General features: G+C 56.5%; 18 protein-coding genes and 1 pseudogene. 7 read left to right on the plus strand and 12 right to left on the minus strand.

The genetic code is table 11. The annotated features are described in order from the left end of the window. Positions 1 to 51: 51 nt before the first annotated feature. The 3 genes from CDO73_RS19425 to CDO73_RS19435 all read left to right on the plus strand — a co-directional run bounded on the left by CDO73_RS19425 (position 52) and on the right by CDO73_RS19435 (position 2,374). A complete protein-coding gene (locus CDO73_RS19425; protein ID WP_088490187.1) occupies positions 52 to 759 on the plus strand; it encodes a DUF2161 domain-containing phosphodiesterase in 708 nt (235 codons plus the stop codon). A gap of 149 nt (positions 760 to 908) precedes the next feature. Continuing rightward, positions 909 to 1,313 carry a hypothetical protein gene (locus tag CDO73_RS19430; RefSeq protein WP_088490188.1) on the plus strand — a complete coding sequence of 135 codons (405 nt, stop codon included), beginning with the start codon at positions 909 to 911 and terminating at the stop codon, positions 1,311 to 1,313. Further along, a complete protein-coding gene (locus CDO73_RS19435; protein ID WP_088490189.1) occupies positions 1,310 to 2,374 on the plus strand; it encodes a phosphodiester glycosidase family protein in 1,065 nt (354 codons plus the stop codon). Before CDO73_RS19430 ends, CDO73_RS19435 begins: the two co-directional genes overlap by 4 nt. Before the next feature lie 86 nt (positions 2,375 to 2,460). Here the strand turns inward: CDO73_RS19435 and CDO73_RS19440 are convergent, their stop codons facing one another. The 3 genes from CDO73_RS19440 to serC form a co-directional block, all read right to left on the minus strand. Continuing rightward, positions 2,461 to 2,715, minus strand: a complete 255-nt coding sequence (locus tag CDO73_RS19440) for an AbrB/MazE/SpoVT family DNA-binding domain-containing protein (RefSeq protein ID WP_087799899.1) — start codon at positions 2,713 to 2,715, stop codon at positions 2,461 to 2,463. Positions 2,716 to 2,937: 222 nt separating this feature from the next. Then, entirely contained in the window at positions 2,938 to 3,405 is a 468-nt protein-coding gene (gene trmL / locus CDO73_RS19445) for a tRNA (uridine(34)/cytosine(34)/5-carboxymethylaminomethyluridine(34)-2'-O)-methyltransferase TrmL (RefSeq protein WP_088490190.1), read from the minus strand. A 194-nt stretch (positions 3,406 to 3,599) separates the two neighbouring features. Beyond that, on the minus strand, positions 3,600 to 4,688 hold the full coding sequence (gene serC, locus CDO73_RS19450; protein WP_088490191.1) for a 3-phosphoserine/phosphohydroxythreonine transaminase: 1,089 nt from the start codon (positions 4,686 to 4,688) through the stop codon (positions 3,600 to 3,602). A gap of 271 nt (positions 4,689 to 4,959) precedes the next feature. On the opposite strand from serC, the gene CDO73_RS27525 reads away from it, so the two are divergent. Then, entirely contained in the window at positions 4,960 to 6,702 is a 1,743-nt protein-coding gene (locus tag CDO73_RS27525; RefSeq protein WP_088490192.1) for a methyl-accepting chemotaxis protein, read from the plus strand. A 196-nt stretch (positions 6,703 to 6,898) separates the two neighbouring features. On the opposite strand, the gene glnA is transcribed toward CDO73_RS27525, so the two are convergent. The 3 genes from glnA to aldA form a co-directional block, all read right to left on the minus strand. Next, positions 6,899 to 8,323, minus strand: a complete 1,425-nt coding sequence (gene glnA, locus CDO73_RS19460) for a type I glutamate--ammonia ligase (protein ID WP_088490193.1) — start codon at positions 8,321 to 8,323, stop codon at positions 6,899 to 6,901. 280 nt (positions 8,324 to 8,603) lie between these two features. Next, the gene (aroF, locus tag CDO73_RS19465; protein WP_088490194.1) at positions 8,604 to 9,668 is read right to left on the minus strand and encodes a 3-deoxy-7-phosphoheptulonate synthase; all 1,065 of its coding nucleotides are present in this window, start codon (positions 9,666 to 9,668) and stop codon (positions 8,604 to 8,606) included. 483 nt (positions 9,669 to 10,151) lie between these two features. After that, on the minus strand, positions 10,152 to 11,582 hold the full coding sequence (gene aldA, locus CDO73_RS19470; protein ID WP_088490321.1) for an aldehyde dehydrogenase: 1,431 nt from the start codon (positions 11,580 to 11,582) through the stop codon (positions 10,152 to 10,154). A gap of 209 nt (positions 11,583 to 11,791) precedes the next feature. Here aldA and CDO73_RS19475 point away from each other — a divergent pair, with 209 nt between their 5' ends. The 3 genes and pseudogenes from CDO73_RS19475 (at position 11,792) to CDO73_RS19485 (ending at position 14,819) form a co-directional block, all read left to right on the plus strand. Beyond that, the gene (locus CDO73_RS19475; RefSeq protein WP_088490195.1) at positions 11,792 to 12,538 is read left to right on the plus strand and encodes a (Fe-S)-binding protein; all 747 of its coding nucleotides are present in this window, start codon (positions 11,792 to 11,794) and stop codon (positions 12,536 to 12,538) included. Continuing rightward, positions 12,535 to 13,947: pseudogene (locus tag CDO73_RS19480) on the plus strand (LutB/LldF family L-lactate oxidation iron-sulfur protein); the annotation flags it as partial. The gene CDO73_RS19475 and the pseudogene CDO73_RS19480, both read left to right, overlap by 4 nt. 149 nt (positions 13,948 to 14,096) lie before the next feature. After that, positions 14,097 to 14,819 (plus strand): LutC/YkgG family protein, encoded by a 723-nt coding sequence (locus tag CDO73_RS19485; protein ID WP_088490197.1) that lies wholly within the window; start codon positions 14,097 to 14,099, stop codon positions 14,817 to 14,819. Between the two features lie 91 nt (positions 14,820 to 14,910). Here the strand turns inward: CDO73_RS19485 and CDO73_RS19490 are convergent, their stop codons facing one another. From CDO73_RS19490 to CDO73_RS19515, 6 genes are all read right to left on the minus strand, one after another. Then, positions 14,911 to 15,867 carry a 4-hydroxy-3-methylbut-2-enyl diphosphate reductase gene (locus tag CDO73_RS19490; protein WP_088490198.1) on the minus strand — a complete coding sequence of 319 codons (957 nt, stop codon included), beginning with the start codon at positions 15,865 to 15,867 and terminating at the stop codon, positions 14,911 to 14,913. A 139-nt stretch (positions 15,868 to 16,006) separates the two neighbouring features. Continuing rightward, positions 16,007 to 17,599, minus strand: coding sequence for a sensor histidine kinase (locus CDO73_RS19495; protein ID WP_088490199.1), 1,593 nt, complete (start codon positions 17,597 to 17,599; stop codon positions 16,007 to 16,009). A gap of 19 nt (positions 17,600 to 17,618) precedes the next feature. Then, positions 17,619 to 18,311: a response regulator transcription factor gene (locus tag CDO73_RS19500; RefSeq protein ID WP_088490200.1), complete on the minus strand. Its 693-nt coding sequence runs from the start codon at positions 18,309 to 18,311 to the stop codon at positions 17,619 to 17,621. 128 nt (positions 18,312 to 18,439) lie between these two features. After that, a complete protein-coding gene (locus CDO73_RS19505) occupies positions 18,440 to 20,098 on the minus strand; it encodes a S1C family serine protease (protein WP_088490201.1) in 1,659 nt (552 codons plus the stop codon). Between the two features lie 282 nt (positions 20,099 to 20,380). Continuing rightward, entirely contained in the window at positions 20,381 to 21,040 is a 660-nt protein-coding gene (locus tag CDO73_RS19510) for a response regulator (protein ID WP_088490202.1), read from the minus strand. Continuing rightward, positions 20,952 to 22,076 (minus strand): HAMP domain-containing sensor histidine kinase, encoded by a 1,125-nt coding sequence (locus tag CDO73_RS19515; protein ID WP_088490203.1) that lies wholly within the window; start codon positions 22,074 to 22,076, stop codon positions 20,952 to 20,954. The genes CDO73_RS19510 and CDO73_RS19515 overlap by 89 nt, the downstream gene beginning before the upstream one ends. Between the last annotated feature and the right edge of the window lie 5 nt (positions 22,077 to 22,081).

Here is a 22,081-nt window from a genome sequence, read left to right on the forward strand (position 1 = left end):
ACGAAGAGGTAAGATAAAGTATCGAATTTATGCATCGGAGGATTCCGCATTATGGCTGTCAAATACGAGACCGAACTGTATCCGCCGCTCAAAGCTTTTTTCGAGGCCCGGGGCTATTCGGTCAAAAGCGAGGTTCGCCACTGCGACCTGCTCGGTTATCGGCAAAACGAAGAACGTCCGCTGATCGTCGAGATGAAGAAGACCTTCACGCTGGAACTGCTGCTTCAAGGCGCCGACCGGCAGCGGCTCGGCGGATCGGTCTATCTCGCGGTCGAACGAAATCGGACGAAAAAAGGCGCGCATAACCAGCGGTTCGGCGAAATCGCGCAGATCTGCGCACGACTCGGACTCGGTCTGATCGTCGTCACCTTCTACAAGACCAAAGCGCCTTTCGTGGAGGTGCTCTGCGAAGCGGAAACCGGAAATGCCCGAAAAAGCGGGCTTCGCGCCAAACGCCTGCGAGCCGAGTTCGATGCCCGCAGCGGAGACCATAATACGGGCGGATCGACCAAACGCAAAATCGTGACCGCTTACCGCGAAAACGCGCTGAAAGTCGCCCGCCAGCTCTGGATGTTCGGAGAATCTTCCCCCGTACAGCTAAAAGAAGCCAGCGGCGTCGGAAAAGCGGCGTCGATTCTTCGCGATAATCATTACGGCTGGTTCGAACGGGTGTCCAGAGGCCGATACCGCTTGACCGAAGCCGGGACGGCCGCTCTGAACGAATACGCGACCGTCGTCTCCGCTTGGTCGGAACAATAGAAAAAAGAACGATTGTCCGTTTTTGCAAATCGAAAGATTCTTGCTGAAAACGTGCAAACGGGCTTTTGCGAAATAAAACCCCGCATGATAGAATGAAAGCTGAAATTCGGGCTTGACCGTTTTCTTTAATTTTTTGACGAGGTGATATCATGAAAGCTTCAACGGGACCTACCTCTGCCCCTTCTCGCAGCAGGAAAAAGGACAGGCTTCCCGTCAGATGGTTCCTGCTGTTCTGGGTCGTGATCATCGCGCTGTTCGTTTACGCGGCTTACGAATACAGTCAGAGGCTGCAAGAGCAGACGCTGGCGACTCTTCGGACGCAGACCGAGACGCAGATGGCCGATCTCCGCGCCGATTACGAAAAACAATTCGCGCAGCTGAATCAACAGGTAGCCGCCTTGCAGGGCAAAGTCGACTCGTTCAACGAGCTGCTCACCTTTACCAAGGATAACGCGAACAACAAGACGGACAACAGCAACAAGCTCTACACGCAGCTGAACGAGGTCAAGTCCCAACTCAGCGAGCTTCAGAAGAAGATGGATCTGCTCAAATGACGCGAATCCAGCGGACGAACCGCTTTTTCATGCTTCTGACGGCTCCCGTTCTCGGCCTGCTGCTGTGCCTGCTGCTGTTTCCGCCTCGGCCCGATTTGCAATTGGATACCGATAAGTACAAGACGGCGTCGAGCCTGAGCCCTTCGTCCGCGAAGCTGCTTCAGGATCTGGAGAAGGCCGAAGTCAGCGCCAAATCGACTTCCGCTTCGCTTAAGAAGACGCTGACGCTCTACAACGAAACGACGCGAACCATGTCCTCCATCGTGCAGAAAGCGTCCGTGCAGGCGCAGCGCCCGGAGAACATCTACGATAAGCGGATTCGCTCCAAGCTCGGCAATCCGATCGAGACGAGCGAAAGCGACAAGATTCGGATCGAACTGTTCCGCGTCAATGCCGTGACCTACAAAGGTTACGCCATGAAGGTCAAATTGAAAGATCCGTCGGCCATGCGCATGAGCCTGGCGGGCGAGACGCTCGGAAGCTCCGAGACGACGCTCAAAGCGGTAGAGCGCCACGGCGCCGTAGCGGGCATCAATGCCGGCGGTTTCGCCGATCAAGACGGCAAACGTTATCCGCTCAGCACGACCGTCATGGACGGCAAATACGTGACCGGATTCGAATCCAGCTTCAAAGACCTGTATTTCGTCGGGTTGAACGGCTCCGGCAAACTGATCGGCGGACAGTTCAGACAGCAGGCCGAATTGGATCGGCTTCAGCCGCGGTTCGGCGCTTCTTTCGTGCCGATCCTGCTGAAGAACGGTCAGAAAACGCCGATTCCGACCAAATGGAAAGCATCGCCCAAACGCGCTCCGCGCACGATCATCGGCAGCTACAAAGACGATCAGCTCATTATTTTCGTCATCGACGGCTATAACGAGGGCGGCCGCTCCGGCGCGACGTTGGAAGAGATTCAAGGACAGCTGTACAAGATCGGCGTCGTCAACGCGTATAACTTGGACGGCGGAGGTTCGTCCACGTTGGTCATGAACGGCCGCGTCGTCAATCATCCGTCGGACGGCAATATGCGTCCGGTGCCGACGAACTTTTTGTTTTTCCGCTAGATCACTGTCTTTTCGCGCGTATACGATCCACGAAAAAAAGAGCCCTAAGGCTCTTTTTTTGCGTACACGGATGTTTTCAATGCGGATCAGCCGTGCTTCGGAATCTGCATCATCTCGGATACGCAAGCTCCGCAGATGTAACGATCCTTAAACTCGCTGACCTCATCGATCGAACCGCAGAACACACATTTGGGACGGTAACGCTCCAAAATGATATGATCGCCCTGGACCAAAATTTCGACCGGATCGCCTTCGTTCATTTGATATCTTTTTCTCAGCGATTTCGGGAGCACGATGCGCCCCAGTTGGTCGACTTTCCGGACTACTCCAGCAGGTTTCATAATTGAAAACACCTCTTCTGTTATTAGTTTGCTGTTTCTGCCCCACCTGCAGAAATGATTCTGCAAACCCAACATTAGATATTCGAGGTCGGATTACGAATTCCTTCTTGTTCAACAAAAAAAAGAAACGTTGGTTAATTATCGGTTTTTTGTCTAATCCGACATTTTCCCTGCTAATAATAAGAAAGGCTCGGACGGCGGTTGTCCGCGCCTTCGATTCTTTTATTCCATGCCCGGGAAATCAAGCTGTCTCAGCGCTTCGTAGAGCATGATCGCGACCGAGTTCGACAGATTCAGCGAACGGACGTGATCGGTCCGCATCGGCATTCTCACGCAGGTCTCCGGGTTCGCTTCCAGCAGTTCGACCGGCAGCCCTTTCGTTTCTTTGCCGAAAACGAGAAAGTCTCCGTCGCGGAATTCGATGTCGCTGTAGCGCTTGGTCGCTTTGGTCGTCGCGTAGAAATAGCGGCCTTCCGGATATTTCGCCTGCAATTCCGCGAACGAATCGTGATACTCCAGCTTGACGGACGGCCAGTAATCGAGTCCTGCCCGCTTCAACGAAGCGTCGTCCGTACGGAAGCCGAGCGGACGGACCAAATGCAGATGGGTATCCGTTGCGGCGCAGGTTCTCGAGATATTGCCGGTGTTCGCCGGAATCTCCGGCTCCACCAACACGATATGCAATGCCATAGTCGGTTGTTCACTCCTATTTCTTCATTGAAGACAGACGTGCATCGGGCGGCGGACTGCCTAATGCCGCCCGCAACGCGAAAGAAGAGCCGCCCGAAGCGGGCGGCTCTTCCGTCTCTTCTGCTCTCTATACTACCCGAATCGCCGGCTTATGGGAAGGTTTCCCTTCGCCGCTTCGACGATCCGCTCGCGTTTTAACCGTTGCGCTTGGCGAAATCGCCCATGAAGTCCACCAGAGCCTCGATGCTTGCGCGAGGAACGGCGTTGTAGATCGAAGCGCGCAGACCGCCGACGCTGCGGTGTCCTTTGAGCCCGACGAATCCGAGCTGCTCGCTTTCTTTGGCGAACGCCTTCTCCAAATCTTCGGAACCGAGACGGAACGTAACGTTCATCAGCGAGCGGCTGCCTTCTTGAGCGACGCCGCGGTAGAATCCGCCGCTTCCGTCGATCGCGTCGTACAGCAGTTTCGCTTTGGCTTCGTTTTTGGCTCCGATGCCTTCCAGACCGCCCTGCTCTTCCAACCAGCGCAGCGTCTGGTTAACCATGTAGATCGAGAAAGACGGCGGCGTGTTGTAGAGCGAGTTGTTCGACAGATGCGTGTCGTAACGGAACACCGTCGGGATATTCTTCGCTTCCCGCGCCAGCAGTTCTTCTCTAGCCACGACCAGCGTCACGCCCGACGGCCCGAGATTCTTCTGAGCGCCGGCGTAGATCAATCCGAATTTTTCGATATCGAGAGGGCGGCAGAAGATATCGCTCGACAAGTCCGCGATCAGCGGCACGCTGCCGGTATCCGGATATTCGGCAAATTGGGTACCTTCGATCGTCTCGTTGGACGTGATATGTACGTAAGCCGAGTTTTCTTGAACGTCGATCTCGCTCGGAGAAGGCATACGCGTAAACTTGTCGCCTTCCGTGGAAGCCGCCGTATAGACGTCGCCGATCAATTTGGCTTCTTTGGCCGCTTTGGACGCCCAGCTTCCGGTCATGACATAGCCGGCTTTCTTGCCGGATTCCAGCAGATTCATCGGAATCGTGGCGAACTGCGTGCTGGCTCCTCCTTGAAGGAACAATACCTTGTAACCCGAAGGATTGCCCAGCAGCTTCAGTACGCGTTCCTGCGCCTCGTTATGCACGCTCTCGTAGACCGCGCCGCGGTGGGACATCTCCATGATCGACATGCCGGTTCCTTGAAACTCCACAAACTCCGCTTGCGCGCGCTCGAGTACCTCGAGCGGCAGCGCCGCAGGTCCCGCATTAAAGTTGTAAGCCCGTTTACTCATGAATCGAATGCCCCCTCAAGCCCATAATTTAGGGTTAATGATAACAGCAATCTAACATTACTTCAAGTAAAACCACAACGCGATAAAGCGATAACGAACGTCTTCCAAACAGGGTGTACATTTTTCGCCACAAAATCGAGAATGTTCGTGTTTTCGGTTTTGGACAAATTAATTTTAGAAAACAATTGACCTCAACAATTTTCGACATTATACTGCAATAGTTGTAATCAGCTCTACTTCTTATCCAATTTCCATTAAAAGGAGATCCGACATGCACATCGCTCGAAACCGCGCTTGGGGTTATGCCGCCTTATTCCTTATTCTGGCTCTCGCCGAACTTCCGCTCCGCAGCATCGCTTGGCAAGGCGGCAACGTTTTGCACACTTCGATGGAGATCATGGCTACGATGTTGGCCGCCTTCATCGGCATTCTCGCTCTCGTCTACTACTACACGCAAAATCAGACCTCCATGCTGCTGATCGGCAGCGGATTTCTCGGAACCGCTCTGCTCGACGGCTATCACGCCGTCGTCACGTCTCCTTTTTTCGCGGATGTCTTCCCTTCCGTCTCTTCTTCGCTCGTCGCCTGGAGTTGGCTGGCTTCCCGAATGTTCCTGTCCGTGCTTCTTGTGCTGGCTTGGTTGTTCTGGACGCGGCGTCAGAACGAAGCCGACGATCGCAGACGGGCCGAACGGCTGGTTTACGGAATCACGGGCGCATTGACGCTGGCCTGCTTCTTGTTTTTCATTTTCGTACCGCTTCCGAAAGCGTACGTCGAAGGCAGCTTTATCGGCCGTCCGCAGGAACTGGTTCCGGGCGTGCTGTTCGCGATCGCCCTCTACGGCCATCTGCGACTGGGTCATTGGAAAACCCGGCATTTCGAGCATTGGCTCGTGCTGTCCATCATTGCGGGACTGATGACGCAATTCGGCTTTATGTCGCTCTCCCATTCCTCTTACGATATCAGCTTCGATACGGCCCATCTGCTGAAAAAAGTCAGCTACATTCTGGTCTTGACCGGCCTTCTGATCAGCATGTACTTCCAATTCAAGCGGGCCGAAGCGAGTACCGACATTTTGCGGCAAAAACAACAGCTCGAGCAGATTATGATGCAGGCCGGCAGCACGTCCGACCAAATCGTTTCGCTGGCCGGCGAACTTTCCGACCTTCAACGCAGCAGCCGGGAAGTCAACGGGCGTATCGTAGACGCCGTAAAAGACATCGCCCGACACTCGCGGCTTCAATCGCAAGGCACGCTGGAAAGCACGGCGGCGATCGGCGAGATCGCGCACGGCATCCTTCATGTGGCGGAGATCAGCAGCGAAGTGGCCGAACAGGCCAAGATCGCGACGCAACAGTCCGAAGCCGGAACGCACTCCGTCCAAAACGCGATCGCTCAAATGCAGCAAATTCGCGAGAAGGTATCCGCTTCTTCGGCCTCGATCGGCGAACTCGATACCATGTCCGAACAGATCGCTTCCGTGATCGCTTTTATCCGCGACGTCGCTTCTCAGACTCAACTGCTGGCGCTTAACGCCGCGATCGAAGCTGCCCATGCCGGCGAAAAAGGACGCGGGTTCGAAGTCGTCGCCACGGAGGTGCGCAAGCTGTCCGAAGAAACCGGGTCCGCCGTACAGGAGATCGCCGGCGTCGTAACCGAAATTCGTCGCCGAATCAGCCGTTCGTCCGAAGAAATGATCTTGATCAACCAAGAAGTCGAATACGGCATGCAGCGTCTGGAATCGAGCAGCGAACAGTTTCGCGGCATTCTTGAAGCAACCGGACATTCCGAAATGCGGATTCAGGGCGTCAGCGCTTCGGCGGAAGAAATCTCCGCCGGCACCCAACAAGCCGCGTCTTCGATGGAAAATCTCGGACGGTTGTCGAAACTTTCCGAAGAAGAAGCGGACAAAGTCGCCCGTATGAATGAAGATTATGCCGCTCTGCTCACGCGCTTCTCCGATCTGATCGAAGATCTCAACCGCGTTTCCTCCGAACTGAAGTCGGCGATCTAAGCGCAGTTCAGCCGCTGGGCAAGCTCTCCGTAACGTCCGCCCCTTGCCGGGCGGGCGTTTTTTTCGCGCAATACGGCCGCGAAGCATATCCCTGCCGCCGTTCAGGCGGCGAAATCCGAATAAAAAAGCCTCCGTCCCGGTCGGGACGGAGGCTTTCGTTATGCGGCCCGCAATTTCGCGAATCGCCCGGAAGCGATTAGCAGTCGTAGTACAGGCTGTATTCGTGCGGATGAACGCGGATCGAAACTTGTTTCGCTTCGGCGCGTTTGAACGCGATGTAGTTGGCGATGAAGTCTTCGGAGAAGACGTTGCCTTCCGTCAGGAACGCGCTGTCCGCTTCGAGCGCGTCAAGCGCTTCTTCCAGGGAACCCGGAACGCTGCGGATTTGGGATTTCTCTTCTTCCGGCAGATCGTACAGGTTCTTGTCGGCAGGACCGTAGCCCAGCTCGACCGGGTTGATTTTCTTCTTGATGCCGTCCAGGCCGGCCATCAGCATCGCCGCGAAAGCGAGGTAAGGGTTAGCCGTGGAGTCCGGCGTACGGAACTCGATGCGGCAGCCTTTAGGCGTTACGGCAGCGACCGGGATACGGACGGCCGCGGAACGGTTGCCTTTGGAGAAGACGAGGTTAACCGGAGCTTCGTAACCCGGAACCAGACGTTTGAACGAGTTCGTGCTCGGGTTCGTCAGCGCGATCAGGGCCGGAGCGTGGTACAGGATGCCGCCGATGTAGTTCAGCGCCATTTCGCTCAGGTTCGCGTAGCCGCCTTTTTCGTAGAACAAAGGCTCGCCGTCTTTGAAGATCGATTGGTGAACGTGCATGCCGCTGCCGTTGTCGCCGAAGAGCGGTTTAGGCATAAACGTAGCCGTTTTGCCGTATTGGCGAGCGGTGTTGTGCACGATGTACTTGTATTTGAGCAGGTTGTCGGCCGTTTTCTTCAGCGTGTCGAAACGGAAGTTGATTTCCGCTTGACCGGCAGTCGCCACTTCGTGGTGGTGACGTTCGATCACGAGGCCCGCTTCTTCGAGCAGACGACACATTTCGCTGCGGATGTCCTGTTGGCTGTCGACCGGAGCGACCGGTACGTATCCGCCTTTGACGCCCACTTTGAAGCCGAGGTTGCCGCCTTCTTCTTTGCGGTTGGTGTTCCAAGCCGCTTCTTCGGAATCGACTTCGAACGAAGCGCCGTTCATGCCGCTGTGGTAACGAACGTCGTCGAAGATGAAGAACTCGGATTCAGGCGCGAAGAACGCTGCCGAACCCACGCCGCTTGCTTGCATGAATTCTTCGGCTTTCTCGGCGATGCCGCGAGGGTCGCGATCGTAACGGTCGCCGTCCGGCGTATGGATGTTGCACATAATGTTCAATGTTGGATGAGCGGTGAAAGCGTCGATGTAGACCGATTCCGGATCCGGCATCATGACCATATCCGACTCTTCGATCCCGCGGAAGCCCGGAATCGACGATCCGTCGAAGGCAACCCCGTTCTCGAACGTTTCTTCTTCAACCGCGCTTGCAGGGACCGAAATGTGGTGAGCTTTGCCCGACAGATCCACGAAACGGAAATCAACCCACTCGATGTTGTTCTCCTGAATAAGCTTCAATACTTTTTCTACCGACATGTCACTTTCCTCCCAAATTTCCGAACATTGAACGGATATGCGTTATGAAACGTTCATGCTCTTTTTTCGCTGTCGTCATTATAAAACGGCACTATTTAGCAGTCAAGTCTCATGTCAGCTATTTTTTACGGGTATGTGAGTTATGCTCACACTTTCGTGAAATTTAAAGCAATTTGTCAAGAAAGCCCGACGTCGGCCGCAAACGGCGGTACGACGCGGGCTTTTTCGATTGTAAAGCATGGAAAGCAGGTTAGCTTTTTTGTTAACTTCCGTTCAAAAATTAGACGATCGCCCAATTTTTAAAAGCGTCCGCTTCCGCTTTGGTCGTGGAGAAGCTTTTGCCGACGATCGGAGACAATTGCTCCAGATCGCGAAGCAGGCCGGCGAACTGATCCGGGAACAGCGATTGGACGCCGTCGCCCGTCATCGAATTGTCGGGATCGGTATGCATCTCGATGATCAGGCCGTCCGCGCCTGCGGCCACCGAAGCTTTGGCCATCGGTTCGACGAGTTCGCGTCGGCCGGTGCCGTGGCTCGGATCGGAGATGACCGGCAGATGGCTCAGGCTCTGAAGAACCGGAATCGCCGCGAGATCGAGGGTATTGCGCGTGTACGGTTCGAACGTGCGGATGCCGCGCTCGCACAGCATGACGTCCGGGTTGCCGCCGGCCAGAATGTATTCGGCGGCGTTCAGCAGTTCGTCGTACGTCGCGCTGAAGCCGCGCTTCAGCAGCACCGGACGGCCGCACGTGCCCAGTTTGCGGAGCAGATCGAAGTTCTGCATGTTCCGCGTGCCGATCTGCAGGATATCGGCGTATTCCGCGCAGATGTCGACGTATTCCGGCGTCATGACTTCGGTGATCGTGAGCAGGCCGTGCTTTTTGCCGGCTTCCGCCATCATGATCAGGCCTTCTACGCCTACGCCTTGGAAGCTGTAAGGACCGGTACGCGGTTTGAACGCGCCGCCGCGCAGCACTTGGCCGCCGGCCGCTTTGACCAGCCGGGCGATCTCGTCGATCTGCTCCGGCGATTCGACCGCGCAAGGTCCGCCCATGACGACCAGTTCGCCGCCGCCGATCTTCACGTCGCCGATCTGGATGACCGTGTTTTCCGGATGGAAATCGCGGCTCGCCAATTTGTAGGACTTGGAGATCTTCACGACGTCTTCGACGCCTTTCATCTGACGCAGATGCTCCGCCAATCTCGGCTCGGCTTTGCCGACCAAGCCTACGACCGTACGGTCGGCGCCTCTCGATAGATGGACGGTCAACCCTTCTTTTTCGATCACGCGGATGACTTCCTGCAATTGCTCCTCCGGAGCTTGGTTCGATAAGATCGCGATCATAATATTCTCTTCCTTTCGTTATGGGAATGGGAACGTTGTTCCCTGTTGTCTTTTTGTCTTTTCGGGAGGGATACCCCTAATCCGAAGATTATTTCGCACTTAGACGCTTTTAAGCTTTTATGCTTTTATCCGTTGAAGTAACTCTAACAAAAAAAGCGCCTACCGTCAACCCGGAAAGACGCTTTTTTGCGGAAACCTATTCCGCTCTTCGAATGTGCATGAAGCGGACGGCAAATCAGGAGCTTTCTCAAGTCTCTCCTGTGCGGACAATCGTCTTCCCCCGCTGCATCGCCTCTATTCATGTCCGCCTGCGCGTTACCGCTATCAGGCCGCTGACGAAAAAAGCCGGAACGTTTCCCTGATCGGAAAACGTTCCGGCCGAGTGCTTTGGCCGAATGATCGGTCAAACCGCTCTCCCGTTTCGACCGCAAGCAGCGGAGAAGCTTATTGTCGACAGACTCTTATTGAAGTTTTATCGAAACTTTATTCGATGTTTTTGTCGTACTGCAAATACACCACTTGGGTCTGCAGGTATTCGTTCAAGCCGTGTTTGCCGTCCGCGCCGCCGATGCCGGATTTGCGCCAGCCCGCGTGGAAACCTTGCATAGCCTCGAAGTTCTCGCGGTTGATATACGTTTCTCCGTATTTGAGGCGTTTGATCACTTTCATCGCCACGTTCAAATTCTGCGTATAGAGCGACGAAGTCAAGCCGAATTCGCTGTCGTTCGCCAGTTCGATCGCTTCGTCCAGCGTCTTGAACGAGACGATCGGGATGACCGGACCGAAGATCTCTTCTTGGATGATCTCCATGTCGTTGCGCGCGTCGCCGATGACCGTCGGCTCATAGAAGCTGCCGGTTCCTTCGACTTTGCTGCCGCCCAGCAGCACTTTCGCGCCTTGTTCGACGGCACGATCGACTTTCGCCTGCACGGAAGCCTGCGCGTCTTTGTTGATCAGCGGGCCCATCTGAATGCCTTCGTCGGTGAGCGGGTTGCCGTACTTGACGGCTTTCATCGCTTCGACGAGGCGGCTCGTGAATTCGTCTTTGATCTCTTCGTGCACGTATACGCGTTCCGCGCAGTTGCATACTTGTCCCGTATTGATGACGCGCGAGTCCACGACCGACTTGACCGCCAGATCGAGATCGGCGTCTTTGTGCACGATCGCCGGCGCTTTGCCGCCCAGTTCCAGACTGACTTTGATGATATTCTCGGCGGCCGCTTCCATGACTTTCTGCCCGGCCGGCACGCTGCCCGTCAAGCTGACCATGCCCACCTTCGGATTGCTCGCCAGTTCGTTGCCCACTTCGCCGCCGCGTCCGGTCACGAGATTGAATACGCCCGCCGGCAGACCGACCTTATCGACGATCTTCGTGAACGCGATCGCATTGTTCGGCGATTCCGCGCTCGGCTTCACCACGATCGTATTGCCGGTGATCAGCGCCGGAGCCATCTTGCGGGCGATCAGGAAGAACGGGAAGTTCCACGGCAGGATGCCGGTGGTCACGCCGATCGCTCTTTTGAACACGAAGATGTTCTCGTTGCCGCGGTCGCTCTGGACGATCTCGCCTTCGTAACGACGCGCCCATTCCGCCATATAATCCATATAATCCGCCGTGAAGTTCACTTCGACGGTCGACAATTCGAGCGTCTTGCCCACTTCTTCGGAAATCAGACGGGCGATCTCTTCCGACTGCTCGCGGATTCCGTCCGCGATGCGGTGCAGATAGACGCCGCGCTCGACCGCCGGCGTTTCTTCCCAAGCCGACTGCGCCGCTTCCGCCGCGTCGATCGCCCGAACGACGTCTCCGCGCGTCGCTTTCGGCACCTGCGAAACGATTTCGTCCGTCGAAGGGTTGGTCACGTCCATCCATTCTCCGTTTTCCGCATCGGTAAATTGCCCGTTAATATACATCTGATGTTTTTGCACCGGTCCTGCCTCCTCAGAAATGGGTTAAAATGTCTTGGTCTTCATCCACATTGTAAACGTTATCAATTTTTATTGTCAACATTTTTGGCTTTAAAATTGTGGTTTTGTGATGTTTTTTATTTAATTTTTGTACTATTGTGGTTTTCAAGCGTACAATCGAAGAGTAGAATAAAGGAAAAACGGAGGGATCGCATATGAAAGTCAGCATTTTCTCGACCTGTCTGGTGGATCTCATGTTCCCCGGCGTAGGCCGCGCGATGGTCGAAGTTCTCGAACGGCTCGGCTGCGAAACGGATTTTCCGGCTTCTCAAGTCTGCTGCGGGCAGCCGACCTATAACAGCGGTTATCTGGAAGAGTCGAAGCAGGCGATGATCAACATGATGCTCGCGTTCGAACATTCGGATTACGTCGTCGGCCCTTCGGGCTCCTGCATCGCCATGTTCCATGAATACCCTCATGTCTTCGCGGGCGATCCGCAGTGGGAAATGAAAGCGATTGCGTTAAAAGAAAAATCGTACGAGTTCACGCAGTTCATCGTTCGCGTTCTCGGCGTTACCGACGTGGGCGCGAAACTCGAAGGCAGCGCGACGTATCATCGCTCCTGCCATATGACGAGACTGCTCGGCGAAGCGGAGACGCCTTTCCTGCTGCTCGAGAACGTGGACGGGCTGCAGCTCGAACCGCTTAAGAACAGCGACAACTGCTGCGGGTTCGGCGGCACGTTCTCCGTGAAGATGCCTCGGATTTCCGAGCAGATGGTCGACGAAAAAAGCGCCTGCGTCGCGGAAACGGGCGCGGAATATCTGATCAGCGCGGACATGGGCTGCTTGATGAATATCGGCGGGCGAATGTCGCGCACGGGCAAAGAGATCAAAGTCATGCATATCGCGGAAGTGTTGAACAGCCGGCCGGCGGCCGTCAAAGGAGGAATCTACGCATGAGTCTCAAAACGGACAACCGGGCTTTCGGCGTTCGGACCGAAGACGGAATCGGCGACGCTTTTATGCGCGGCGCGGTCGGTTCCGCCCAAGACAGTCTCAAGACGAGGCGGCTGACGGCCGCGACCACGCTCGGCGATTGGGAACGCTGGCGCGAGTTGGGTCAGCAGATCCGGCAGCATACGTTGGAGAATCTGGACTACTATCTGGGGCAGATGGCCGACAACGTGGAGCGGCGCGGCGGACAGGTCTTTTTCGCCCGGACCAAAGAAGAAGCGAGCGGCTATATCCGACAAGTGATCGAAAATAAAAACGCGCGCAAAGTCGTCAAATCCAAATCGATGGTGACCGAAGAGATCGAGATGAATCACGTGCTTGCGGAAGCGGGCTGCGAGATCATCGAGACGGACCTCGGCGAATACATTTTGCAAGAAGACGATTGGGACCCGCCTTCGCATATCGTGGCTCCGGCGCTGCATAAGAACCGCAATCAGATTCGCGACGTATTCGCGGACAAATTGAGTTATCAAGGCGACGAAACGCCCGAACATCTGGCTCGTTTCGCCCGCAAGGTGCTGCGCGAGAAATTCCTCGAAGCGGAGATCGGCATCACGGGCTGCAACTTCGCGGTAGCGAATCTGGGCGCGGTCAATCTGGTAACCAACGAAGGCAACGGCGATCTGGTCGCCGCTCTGCCCAAAACGCAGATCGCCGTAATGGGCATGGAACGGATCGTGCCTACGATGGAAGAGATGGAAGTGCTGGACAATCTGCTCTGCCGCAGCGCCGTCGGGCAGAAACTGACCAGCTATATCACGGTTATGGGGCCGCGCGCCGAAGGCGAAGTCGACGGGCCGGAAGAATTCCATCTCGTGATCGTGGACAACGGCCGTTCGGACATTCTGGCCGGCGAGTTCCGCGAAGCGCTGCAATGCATCCGCTGCGGCGCGTGCTTGAACGTCTGCCCGGTATACCGGCATATCGGCGGCCATGCTTACGGCTCGATCTATCCGGGACCGATCGGCGCGGTCATCACGCCGCTGCTCGGCGGTTACGACGATTACAAAGAGCTGCCGTACGCTTCCAGCCTGTGCGGCGCCTGCACGGACGTCTGTCCGGTCAAGATTCCGCTGCACGAGCAGCTCATCTTGCACCGGCAGAACATCGTCTCTCAAGGGCGGACAGGCGCCGCCGACCGGATACAAATGAAAGCGGCCGGCAAATTTTTGTCGTCGCCGGGCTTGTTCGGCAGCACGCTGCGGCTGGCTTATTCCATGACCAAGCTCATGAGCCGACACGGCCGCATCGTGCGCGGCCCGGGCCCGATCGAAGGCTGGATCGGCATCCGCGACATGCCGCAGCCGGTGAAGAAGCGCGACGGATTCCGCGCTTGGTACGAGAACCGGGAGCGGCCGGACGGCGCTGCGGCCGAGACCGAAGTCGCGGATCGGACGGCAAGAACCGCCGGCGATCTGAAGACGACAGAAGTAGGGCCCAAGCCCGGCCGCGACGTCTCGGTCGAAGAAGCTTCGTCCCGCATCGGCAGAGGAGGCGATAACGCATGACGACATCTTTTTCGCAGCCGGATAAGCGCAACCCCGCAGGTTCGGGCGGCTCTAACCGCGACGCTTTCTTAAGCCGCGTCGCCGAAAGTCTCGGCCGTCCCCGCAGGACGGACCCCGTGCAGCGGCCGGCTTGGAAGCATACGGTCCATCTGGACACGCTCGCGGACCGGACGACGGAGCAATTGGTCGAGGTGCTGAAAGAACAATGCACCTTCATTCATACGCAGGTGATCGAATCGACGCCCGCGCTGCTGCAGCGGACGCTAGACGACCTGATCGCCGGCTTCGGCGGCGGTCCGGTCATCCGATCCGGCGATCCGCGGTTCGCCGAATACGGCTTGAACTTCCCCGGCGGCTCCGTCTGGTCGCCGGACGCTAGCCGCGAAGACAACGTCCGCCGCGCGGAGGCGGCCAACGTCGCGCTCGTGTTCGCCGACTACGCGCTGGCCGAGTCCGGCACGGTCGTGCTGGAGAGCCGGCCCGACCAAGGACGGGCGCTGCACTTCCTGCCGGCGCATTATATCGGCGTGATCCAGCGAGACCGCATCGTGCCTCGCTCCACGCAGGCAGCGGCGGCGCTGAATCGCCGCCACGAAGCCGGCGAAGCGCTCGGCTCCTGCATTAACCTGATCTCCGGCCCTTCCAACTCGGCCGATATCGAGATGCAGCTCGTGGTCGGCGTGCACGGACCGCTCAGAGCGACTTATGTGTTGATTTGACGCCAAAAAGCTGCCGAAGACATCTTCGGCAGCTTTTTTATTCGATTCTTGTGTATAACTTCTACTCCCGCTCCGCTAAGCGACGAACCTCTTACTCCGCGACTTTGGTTTTCGTCCGAACCGGCGGCAGCAGTTTCTTCATGTCGACGGTACGTTTGAGCTCCCAAGTCGAAGGATCGCTTTCTTCGAACTGTTCGAGATAGTTGATGACTTCTTTGGTGATCGGCGTCGGCGTGGAAGCGCCGGCCGTTACCGCGACTTTCCGAATCCCCATCAGCCATTCCTGCTTGATCTCGCTGACGTCCGACACGCGGTACGCGGTCGTGCCCGCGATCTCTTCCGAGACCTGCGCGAGCCGGTTGGAGTTGTTGCTCCGCGGATCGCCCACGACGATAACCAGATCGGCTTGACCGGCCTGCTCGGCGACCGCTTCCTGCCGCACTTGGGTCGCCAGACAGATTTCGTTATGGACTTCGGCTCCCGGATAACGTTCCAGCAGTTTTTTCATAATATGCTTGATATCCCATTGGCTCATCGTCGTCTGGTTGGTGATGATGATCTTGCCCGCCGGCACGTCCAGCGCATCGATCTCTTCTTCTTTCTCGATCAGATGCACATGTTCCGGAGCGATGCCGATCGCGCCTTCCGGCTCGGGATGGTTTCTTTTGCCGATATATACGACTTCGTAACCGTCCGCCGTCTTATCGCGGATCAGGTCGTGCGTCTTCGTCACGTCCGGGCAGGTCGCGTCGACCGTCGTCAGTCCGCGTTCGCGCGCGCGCTTGCGCACTTCCGGCGATACGCCGTGAGCGGTAAAAATAACCGTTCCTTTATCGACCTTCTCCAGAATCTCGAGCCGGTTCGGCCCGTCGAGCGTAATGATGCCTTCGTCCTCGAACGATTGGGTCACGTGCGCGTTGTGCACGATCATGCCGAGTATATAAATAGGCCGCGGCAGATCGAGGTTCTGAGCCGCCTGTCTGGCCAATACCATCGCGTCGACTACGCCGTAACAGTAGCCGCGCGGGGCGATACGCAATACTTCCATCTATCAGCACCTGCTTTCGGATTCATGGCTTAAGCGCACCAGCGCATACCCCGATTATAACGTATCGGAAGGCGCGAAGAAAGGCGGCGGGGAAACGACAGCCTGTTCGCCGTTTTTCCCGCCGCTTTTTCGGCAGCTTTTACTCGGCCCGATGCCGATTCCCGCTTTCTTCGGATGTCTCCGCGCTTTTTTCCGTTTCCGGTTCGAAACTTTCTTGTTCGGCCGATTCCTCGCGCTCCGAGACTTCGTCCGCGTCCGAAGCCGCTTGGACCTCGGGGAACAGCGCGGGCAGCCAGATGATGAACGTGGTTCCTTCACCTTTGACCGTCACGACTTCGACCGAACCTTGATGTTCGTCGATGATCCATTTGGCGATCGACAGTCCGAGGCCCGTTCCCGGCGTTTTGCCTCGCGATTCGTCCGCCCGGTAGAAGCGTTCGAAGATATGCGGCACTTCGTCTTTGTCCATCCCGATGCCCGTATCTTTCACCCGGATTCCGACCTGTTGGCGATAGAGCAGCACGTCGAAGCGCACTTCGCCTTCCGGCGTATACTTGAACGCGTTCTCGATAAAAATGAATAACATCTGCTGCAAGTAGTCTTTGTTGCCCACTACCGCGATGCCCTCCAGCGAAGACAGATCTCCCGGCAGCCAGTCGGCGCGATGCGGCAGGAATTGAGCGCGGCGAACCACGTCTTCGACGAGCGGGCCGAACTCCAGCAGTTCTTTTTGCATCGTCTGACCCGCATCCGCGCGAGCCAATGACAGCATGTCGCTGATCAGACGGCTCATGCGTTCGGATTCGTCGGCGATATCGCCGATCGCTTCGACCGACATCTGCCGCAAATCTTCTTCGCTCAGTCCCTGCGGCATGCTGTCCATCGTCCAGATTTTCTTGAGCAGATCCGTGTTGCCCCGAATAGTCGTGAGCGGCGTGCGCAGTTCGTGCGAAGCGTCCGACACGAAGCGGCGCTGCGTCCGGTACGATTCTTCGAGATCTTTATAGAACAACTCGGTACGCGACATCATGCGATTGACCGTGCTGATCAACTGTCCGACCTCGTCCTGCGGGCCGGTATAATCGATCCTCACGCTCAAGTCGCTGCTCGTCTGCACCGCATTGGCCGCTTCGATGACTTTGCCGATCGGCGCCATCGATTTCCTCGCGAGAAACATGCCGAGCGTGGCGGCCAGAATCAGCGTCGCGAGCGAACCCAGTACCAGAATGAAACGCATGTCGGACATCATGTTCTCGGCTTCTTCCGTGCTGGCCGCGATCTGAAGCAGCACGGGAGCGCCCGAGACGTCGGTCTGCATCAACTGCTGATACATCAGATACGGTTTGCCGTTCGCGTTGATCTGACTGAAGTCTTTGACCACGTCCGCAGGATCGGCCGGCACGTCGAATTTGAAAGCTTCGCCGCCGTACATCATATTGTCGGACTGCTGGATTTTGTTCGTATTATAATAGTAGATCTGCACATACAGCCGCCGATCGATCGTCTGCAAAATATTGTTGACGTTAATCCGCGAACTCACCGTTCCGTCGCTGTTGATGCCCGGCGCGGTAATGCTCTGCCGAATCTGGTCGCTGATCCGGCTTCGCCACGTATCGTACGTGCTCACGTAAGTATTGTAATAAACGAACGTATAGATGACTCCGCTGAACATCAACAGCGTCAGCGCGAGGATGCCCGAATACCAGGCGGTCAAACGTAAACGGATGGACATGACAGAGGGCTGCCCCCTTTTAGGAATCGCTTCTCAAGATGTAACCGGCGCCGCGGATCGTCTGGATCAGGCGTTTGCCGCCGGATTCTTCGGTCTTCTGGCGCAGCATTGCCACATAGACTTCAAGCACGTTCGACTCGCCGCTGTAATCGTATCCCCAGATTTTGTCCATGATCAGGTCCCGCGACAATACGCGCCGCGGATTCAGCATGAACAAATGAAGCAGTTCGAATTCTTTGGCCGTCAGCTCGACCCGTTTGTCTCCCCGCGTCACTTCCCGGGAATCCACGTTCATGACCAAATCTTCGAAGCTCAGACGCTCGCCGTCGTCTTCGCGCACGCTGTCGGTCTTGCGGCGCAGAAGCGCGCGGACGCGCGCCAGCAGTTCTTCGAGAGCGAAAGGTTTGACCAGATAATCGTCCGCGCCGAGATCCAAGCCTTTGACCCGATTTTCCAGCTCGTCTTTGGCGGTCAACATCAGCACCGGAACGGCGCTGCCGGCTTCGCGCAATCTGCGCACGACTTCGAAACCGTCCACCTCGGGCATCATCACGTCGAGCACGAGCAGATCGGGATCGGTCGTTCTCATCAGCTTCAAGCCTTCCGCCCCGTTGGGCGCCGTGTGGACTTCGTAGCCTTCGAAAGCCAAGCCTCGGCGAAGCATGGAAATGATTTTCTCGTCGTCGTCTACTACCAATATATTCGATCGCATCTTTTTCTTCGTTCTCCTCTACATGCTTTTTTATTATTGTAGCAACGTTCGCTTGCCTCCGCACTCTTTTTGACGCAAAAACGGGAAGGGTCTCCCCTTCCCGCTCTTTCTTTCCCTGAAGGCGGAAATTATCTGCCGCCGAACGGGTTGACGAATCCGTTGTTGTTCTCGCTGTTGTTCGAATTGTTGTTCTGCTGCGCCGCAGCGGATTCTTCGTACACGTTGCGGTCGGCGATCGTTACTTTGAGATCGACCTTCTTATCGTTGCGCACGACGTTCAGCGTGATCTGGTCGCCGACTTTGAGCTTCTGGATCGCCGTGATCAAGTCTTGGCTCGTCGCGTAAGGCGTGCCGTTGATGCCGGTGATGATATCGTAGCTGCGCAGATCGGCTTTGTAAGCCGGCGAACCGTAGAGGACTTCGCTGACGAGCGAACCTTCTTTGGTCGTTACGCCCATTTGCTGCGCGATGCTGTCCGACATGGTCGTCAAGCTGGCGCCGATGAACGGAACGGCTTCTTTCGGAATCTCTTGGTTGTTCTTCAATTGTTCCACGACGTTCTTGATCGTGTTCGAAGAGATCGCGAATCCGATGCCCTGCGCTTCCGTGCTGACGGCCGTGTTCATGCCGATGACTTCGCCTTTGAGGTTCAGCAGCGGGCCGCCGGAGTTGCCCGGGTTGATCGAAGCGTCGGTTTGCAGCAGGTGTTTGTACTGCGTCGCTTTGCCGGTCGTTTCGTCGGAGATGGAGATTTCGCGTTCTTTGGCGCTGAGCACGCCGGCCGTTACCGTATGCTCGAAGCCTTCCGGGTTGCCGATCGCCACGACCCAGTTCCCGATCGCCATGTTGTTCGAGTCGCCGAGCGAGATATAAGGGAAGTCTTTGCCGTCTGTGCTGGTGATCTTCAGAACCGCAAGGTCGAGATCGGCGCTGTGTCCGAGCAGTTTGGCTTCGTAAGGTTTGGTCGTGCCGTCCACCGTCACTTGGATGACGTCGCCGCCTTCCACCACGTGGTTATTGGTCAGGATGTAACCTTCTTTATCGAAAATGAAGCCTGTTCCGAGTCCGAGCGGCGTCAACTGATCCGAAGAAGAACCGGAATTGCCGCTGCCTTGATTGCTTCCGCCGTTTCCGCCGCTGCCTCCGTTTCCGTTTTGGCCGCCGAAGAAGTATTGGAAGAACGGATCGTTGAAGTTCGAGCTGCTGTTGTTGGTACCGCCGCCGCCTTTGGACAACGTTTCGATCTTCACGACCGAAGGACTGGCTTGATTCACGACGTCCGCGATGTCTTTGGAAGAATCGATCGTGTAGCCCGCGGTCGTCACGCCGCTGGATTTCGCCGGCGTCGTCACGGCGGCCGTAGGCGTCGTCGCCGTTCCGCCGCCCGAGAACCAGCCGGCATGTCCGGCGGTGAAGACCGAACCGGTGATGACGATCGCGCCGAGCGCTCCGGCCGCGAACGAAGTCAGCGCGTTCTTGAACGAAGACTTGGGCTTCTGGTTATAGTTCCAGTTGCCGCCCGATTTGGAACCTTGTCCGTTCGGCGTTCCGTAAGAATCGTATCCGCGAATCGCGCTCGGCGGCGTCACGTCCACGTTCTGCACGTTCTTCGCTTCCGCGTCGGACGAGTTGACCGATTGGAACGGTCCGTACGAATAATAATAAGAGGAACCTTCGCGGCCGCCGCCCGCTTGCTCGGAGGAGCTTGCGTTTAGATTATCGCTGCTTCCGCTGCCGTTTGTCGCGTTGTTTTCGTCATAACCGTTACCGTATTTCTTTTCGTCCATCTCTATTGTCCTCCTCGCTTTTCGGGCTGTGCCGAATAACGTAATTTTGATTAAGCTTTCGCGTGTCTTCATTCGGTAGTGCGTCGTTTGCTTCTGAAGTTATTTTCGCCCAGCAACCTTAATTGCACATTAAAAGAGGTATAAAGATTGATAAGAAAAAGAAAAAAGCGTATTGACGCCGTTGGTAACGCTTACCGAATTCTGCGTATCAAAAAAAGCTTTTCCGTAAGGAAAAGCTCCGGTTTCTTGCTGCCCGTCGTCAAGCTGCTTTCCGGGCGTTTTTCAAGACCTCGCCAAGCCCTGCCGGTGCGCATAAATCGCGAGCTGCGTCCGGTCTTCCAATTCGCATTTCATCAGCAGGTTGCTGACATGCGTCTTGACCGTCTTGATGCTGATATGCAGCTCTTCGCCGATCTCTTTGTTGCCCATGCCTTCGGCGATCAGCAGCAGCACTTCTTTCTCGCGTTCGGTCAGCGGCGAAGAATCGGCCGCGACGGTCCGCTGCCGGATGCCGCGGGTCAGCGCTTGCGAAACGTCGCCGGTCATCACCGGCATGCCGCGGTAAGCGCCTTTGAGCGCGTAGATCAATTCTTCGGCCGTCACGGTCTTCAGCACGTAGCTGACCGCTCCCGCTTCGATCGCTTCCATGACCAGTTTGTCTTCGAGGAAGCTGGTCAGCATGACGACGCGCACGGCCGGAAACTCGGACACGACGACGCGCGTCGCTTCCGTTCCGTTCATTTCCGGCATCATCAAGTCCATTAGGATCAGATCCGGCATCTCCCCGCCTTCCGCCGCAGACGCACGCAGACGTTCGATCACTTCACGGCCGTTTGCCGCTTCTCCGATGACTTCAAATCCCGGTTCCAGCATCAGATACGTCTTGAGGCCCATCCTCACCATGTCGTGATCGTCCGCCAGCAGGATCTTGATCTTCTCCATGCTCTTCCACTGCCTTTCCTTCTGTAAATTTAGGTATATGTACGCGAATCGTCGTGCCCGCGCCGGGTTTGGTCAGAATCTCCGCGCGTCCGCCGAGCTTCTCCGCGCGTTCTCTCATCGTCATCAAGCCGTAAGACCCCTGCTTCTGCGCCGCGCCGCCGGAAAATCCTTTGCCGTCGTCGCTGATCGACAGCAGTACCTGCCGTTCGTTTTCGCGCAGCGACAAGCTGACCATGCTCGCCTGCGCGTGTTTGACGATATTCGCCATCGCTTCCTGCACGATCAAGAACAACTGCTGTTCGATCGCTTCGGACAGTTCTTCGCACAGCTCGACGTCTTTGACGCCTTTGAGTCCGTTCTGAATACAGTAATCCGGAAACCAACGATCCAACGCCGCCGGCAGCGCGATCCCTTCGAGTTCGACCGGACGCAGCTGCGCGATCAACGCCCGCATCTGTTTCTGGGCCAGATTGGACATCTGGATCAACTGCTGCATGACCTGCGCCGCGGCGTCCGGGTTCATCGCCTGAACCTTGGGCAGCGAAGCGGCCGACATATGGATCGCGAACAACTGCTGGCTGACCGAATCGTGCAGATCGCGCGCCATTCGGCGGCGTTCTTCGCGCACCGCGCTTTCGACAAGCTGTTCTTTGCCGACCGCTTCGCTTTCGCCCAATTTTTGCAGCAGTTTGGTCTTGGTCTCGATCGAATCCATCATCACGTTAAACTCGCGATAGACGCGGGTGAACGATTGGTCTTCCGTATCGCCGAGCCGCAGCGCCAGATTGCCCTGCGACACCTGAAGCATGCTGTAATGCAGCACGTCGATGCGGCGCTGGATACGCTGTCCCGCGATATAACCGGTCACGACCGCCACGAGCACCGCCGCCAGCAGATAGAACACCCAGATGCGCGGCGGAAAAACCTGTACGAAGCCGTACAGGCTGAACCAATAAAGCAAAGCGGCGAGAATCCCGCCGCTTAGCAGAAAATAAAAGAGTAGCTCCCACTTCGTGTTTTTCAATAAGTTTCCCATGGCCG

This window comes from Saccharibacillus sp. O23 (assembly GCF_002205895.1).
Taxonomy (GTDB): Bacteria; Bacillota; Bacilli; order Paenibacillales; family Paenibacillaceae; genus Saccharibacillus.